Source organism: Pseudomonas sp. Sample_24, assembly GCF_004307605.1.
GTDB lineage: Bacteria > Pseudomonadota > Gammaproteobacteria > Pseudomonadales > Pseudomonadaceae > Aquipseudomonas.
In genome coordinates this window covers 1-2,962 of record NZ_RCNW01000108.1, presented here as the reverse complement: position 1 = coordinate 2,962, position 2,962 = coordinate 1, and the positions used below count along the sequence as shown (strand labels likewise).

4 protein-coding genes and 1 pseudogene are annotated in these 2,962 nt (G+C 57.0%); all 5 read left to right on the top strand.

What is annotated here, in order from left to right; all coding sequences use genetic code 11:
* Window positions 1-214: pseudogene (locus D8V06_RS05240) on the top strand (alpha/beta hydrolase); the annotation flags it as partial.
* Window positions 215-351: 137 nt separating this feature from the next.
* The gene (gene rraA / locus D8V06_RS05235) at window positions 352-843 is read left to right on the top strand and encodes a ribonuclease E activity regulator RraA (protein ID WP_046816185.1); all 492 of its coding nucleotides are present in this window, start codon (window positions 352-354) and stop codon (window positions 841-843) included.
* A 27-nt stretch (window positions 844-870) separates the two neighbouring features.
* Entirely contained in the window at window positions 871-1,866 is a 996-nt protein-coding gene (locus D8V06_RS05230; RefSeq protein ID WP_056856961.1) for a zinc transporter ZntB, read from the top strand.
* A 63-nt stretch (window positions 1,867-1,929) separates the two neighbouring features.
* Window positions 1,930-2,178: a hypothetical protein gene (locus D8V06_RS05225; protein WP_056856962.1), complete on the top strand. Its 249-nt coding sequence runs from the start codon at window positions 1,930-1,932 to the stop codon at window positions 2,176-2,178.
* 2 nt (window positions 2,179-2,180) lie between these two features.
* On the top strand, window positions 2,181-2,962 hold a 782-nt coding region (locus D8V06_RS05220), incomplete at its 3' end, for a mechanosensitive ion channel (RefSeq protein ID WP_130930554.1).

Sequence of the window (2,962 nt, the reverse complement as noted above, 5' to 3'; positions counted from 1 at the left end):
GGCATGCCGCAAGCTGTTCGACCAAGTGGGTTGCGAACACAAGCAATTCATCAATCTGGGGCGCGAGCAGGGCTTCGGCGACAATTTCGGTCACGTCGAAATGCTGGTCAGCAAAGCTGCACAGGTTGAAGTCTGGCCATTGGTGGCTCGCTGGCTGGCGGATCAGCAAACGCCGCTGCTCGGTGAAAAAGCGGTTCTGGCCACGGCAATCTAAGCTGGACGCTCTATCAAGGGCATTTCGCTCTGATCGGCTTGCGGCTAAGATATGACGGATTGAGCTGTTCTGGTCATTTTCGATGACTGATTCATCAGTGATGTTCGTGCTGTCTCCCTTATTACAGGAGTTTCTCGATGAACCATTACCTCACGCCTGACCTGTGCGACGCCTACCCGGAGCTGGTGCAGGTGCTGGAACCGATGTTCAGCAATTTCGGCGGCCGCGATTCCTTCGGCGGCGAAATCGTGACCATCAAGTGCTTCGAAGACAACTCTCTGGTCAAGGAGCAAGCCGAACTCAAGGGCAACGGCAAGGTGCTGGTGGTCGATGGAGGCGGTTCCCTGCGTCGCGCGCTGCTGGGCGACATGATCGCCGAGAAAGCCGCCAAAAATGGCTGGGAAGGCCTGGTGATCTACGGTTGCATTCGTGACGTCGACGTCATCGCCCAAACCGATCTGGGGGTGCAGGCCCTGGCCAGCCACCCGATGAAGACCGACAAGCGCGGTCTCGGCGACCTCAACGTGGCCGTGACTTTCGCTGGCGTGACCTTCCATCCCGGCCACTACATCTATGCGGATAACAACGGCGTGATCATCTCGCCCAGCCCGCTGAAAATGCCTGAGTAAAATCCCCGATTGACTGAAGGAGTGCGGATGTTCGAGGAAGAAAACGCGCAATGGGGGCTGGTCCACGCCCTGGTGCTGGACGGTAAAGGCGGCGCGCGTTCGATAGCCCGGACTGAACTCGATGAATTGCAGCTGCAGGCTCATGAAAGCCTGTGGCTGCATTGGGATCGCAGTCACCCGCAAACCCAGACATGGTTGCGCAAATCCAGCGGTTTGAGTGAATTCAGCTGTGATCTGCTGCTGGAAGAGAATACTCGTCCGCGCCTTCTACAGCTTTCCGACAGCGAACTGCTGCTATTTTTGCGTGGAGTCAACCTCAATCCGGGGGCTGAGCCTGAAGACATGGTCTCGGTACGGATCTTCGGTTCTGCGAAGCGGGTCATTTCCTTGCGTTTGCGGCCGCTGCGCGCCACCGAAGAACTGCTGGTACAACTGGAGCTGGGCAAGGGACCGAAAACCGCCTCCGAGCTGATTCTCTACATGGCGCAGTACCTGACCAACAAGGTGCAGGATCTGGTCAGTTGCCTCTCGGAAGTGGTCGATGAGGAAGAAGAAAAGCTCGATACCGACGAACGGTATACACCGGAGCACGGAGCGATCTTGCAGATCCGCCGCCGGGCCGCTGCGTTGAAGCGCTTTCTCGCTCCGCAGAGGGATATTTTTGCTCAGCTGACACGGCTCAAGTTGCCCTGGTTTGTCGAGGATGATGGCGATTACTGGAACGAATTGAACAACAGCCTGACCCGCTATCTTGAAGAGCTCGAATTGACCCGAGAGCGCGTGGGGCTTGTGTTGGAGGCCGAAGACCGGCGATTGAGCGTGCGCATGAATCGCACGATGTATCGCTTCGGCGTCATCACCGGGATCTTTTTGCCGATGAGTTTTTTGACCGGGCTTTTGGGCATCAACGTCGGCGGCATTCCATTTTCCGCGAGCCCGTATGGTTTCCTGATCGCGTGCCTGTTGGTGGTTTCGGTGGCGTTGGGGCAGTGGTGGTTATACCGACGTTTGCGCTGGGTCTGACGGAGAGCCATGTGACCCGAGCAAATTTCACCGCGTCTTTCACAGACATCACGAGAGGTGCGTATGCACGATCCGTTTGAACAGTCTTTGCGTGACATGCTCAAGGCCTCGCCGTCGACCCGGGACGACGATGCATGCCTGGGGCGCGTACTGAAAACCGCCAACCGCCAGGTCGGCGCCGGTGATCTGTTCAGCCTGCTGGGCCGTTGGTTGCCCGCGCTGATGATCGCCCTGAATAACGGATCGGCCCACATCGCGCCGGTGTCCCGTCTTCGTAAACCTACCGCTCGCACTGCTGATAAGGCTGATTGAATATGGAACTTGATCTCTGGACACAGAGCCTCGTCACTGCAATGACTGCGTTATGGACCAAGGTCGCCAACTTCATTCCGAACCTGTTCGGCGCACTGGTTGTGCTGCTGTTGGGTTTCGTCGTGGCCAAGCTGCTCGACACCTTGCTCTCCAAATTGCTCGCCAAACTGGGCCTCGATCGCCTGATGGGCGGCACCGGTCTGACCAAGCTGCTGTCACGCGCCGGTCTCCAGGTTCCGATCTCCACGCTGATCGGTAAAATCGTTTATTGGTTCGTTCTGCTGATTTTTCTGGTTTCTGCCGCAGAATCCCTTGGACTTGAGAGAGTTTCAGCTACGCTGGATATGCTAGCGCTGTATTTGCCTAAGGTATTCGGCGCCGCGCTGGTGTTGCTGGTGGGTGTATTACTGGCGCAACTGGCCAATGGGCTGGTGCGTGGAGCGGCAGAAGGCGTAGGACTGGACTACGCTTCCGGGTTGGGGCGAATTGCCCAGGGCCTGGTGATCATCATCAGCATCTCGGTGGCGATCAGTCAGTTGGAGGTCAAGACTGACCTGCTCAATCACGTGATCGTGATCGTTTTGATTACCGTTGGTCTGGCAGTTGCGCTGGCCATGGGTTTGGGAAGTCGGGAAATTGCGGGTCAGATTCTTGCGGGAATCTATGTGCGTGAGTTGTATGAGGTTGGGCAACAAGTGCGAGTTGGAGAGGTCGAAGGGCAGATCGAAGAGATCGGCACGGTTAAAACCACATTGCTGACCGATGAGGGTGAGCTAGTCTCTCT